Here is a 1,358-nt window from a genome sequence, read left to right as displayed (position 1 = left end):
GCCAGCAGGGCGGCGGCCAGGGCGACCAGCGCGGCGCCGGTGAAGGCGGCCGAGTAGCCGTCGGTGAGCGCGACCGCGTCCCCGAGGCGGTCGGCGCCCTGCGAGGTGGCCACCGCGGTCATCGCGGCCAGGCCGAGCGCCGAGCCGACCTGGTAGGTGGTGTTGACGATGCCCGAGGCCAGTCCGCCCTGGTCGGGGGCGACGCCGCCGATGGCGGCCATCGTCGCGGGGATGAAGACCAGCGCCATGCCGACGGCCGAGATCAGCGAGCCGGGCAGGACGTCGGCGACGAAGCTGCCGTCCGGGTCGGCGGTGGCGAGCAGGCCCAGGCCGGCGGCGAGCACGGCGAGTCCGGCGACGATCAGCGGCTTGGTGCCGAACCGGCCGATCAACCGTCCACTGGCGGTGGTCATCAGCACGGTCATGAGCACGGTCATCGGGAGCAGCGCCGCGCCGCCGGCGAACGAGTCGAACCCGAGCACCTGCTGGACGTAGAGGTTGAGGAAGTACCACATCGGGATCCACGCGGCGCCCAGCAGCGCCATCGCGACGTTCGCCGCCGCCAGGTCGGGCGTGCGCCACACCTTCAGCGGCATCAACGGGTTCCGCACCGCACGCTGCACCAGCAGGAACCCGACCAGCAGCACCGCCGCGGCGCCGAGCTGCACGAGCGTGGCGGTCGACGCCCAGCCGCGTTCGGGCGCCTGCACGATGGCGTAGACGGCCAGCGCGAGCCCGCCGGTGACCGCGACCGCTCCGCCGACGTCCAGGCCACCGCTGCGCCCGGGAACGGCGGGGAGCAGCTTCGGGGTGAGCGCGAGGGTCACCAGGCCGATGGGGATGTAGATGATGAACACCCACGGCCAGCTCAGCCACTCGGTGATCACGCCGCCGAGGAACACGCCCGCGGTGCCGCCCGCCGGCGCCGCCGCGCCGTAGAACGCCATCGCCTTCGGCAACTCGTGCGGCTGACCGGCGAACAAGACCATGAGCAACGTCATCGCGGCCGGGGCGATCAGCGCCGCGCCCACACCCTGCACCGCGCGGCCGAGGACTTCGACGCCCGCGCCGGTCGCGGCGGCGGCGACGACCGAGCCGACGATCAGCGTCGTCCAGCCGACCGCGAACACCCTGCGTGCGCCCCAGAGGTCCGAAAGTCTGCCGCCGAGCAGCAGCAGACCGCCCAGCGCGACCGCGTAGGCGTTGAACACCCACTGGAGCCCGCCGGGGGTGAAGCCCAACTCGCGCTGCATGTCCGGCAGCGCCACAGCGATGATCGAGGTGTCCATGATGACCATGAACTGCGCCGCCGCGAGCACGACGAGTGCCCACCAGCGCCGGGGATCGGGGTTCATGAC

Annotated in this window: 1 protein-coding gene; it reads right to left on the bottom strand. The window is 73.0% G+C overall.

What is annotated here, in order from left to right:
* Window positions 1–1,355: MFS transporter (locus tag ADK67_RS08125; protein WP_053715778.1), on the bottom strand; the 1,355-nt coding region annotated here is incomplete at its 3' end.
* Window positions 1,356–1,358 lie beyond the last annotated feature (3 nt).

The organism is Saccharothrix sp. NRRL B-16348 (genome assembly GCF_001280085.1).
In the GTDB taxonomy this organism is placed as follows: domain Bacteria; phylum Actinomycetota; class Actinomycetes; order Mycobacteriales; family Pseudonocardiaceae; genus Actinosynnema.
Note: the sequence above shows the minus strand (reverse complement) of the source record. Positions and strands in the feature narration are given on the sequence as shown.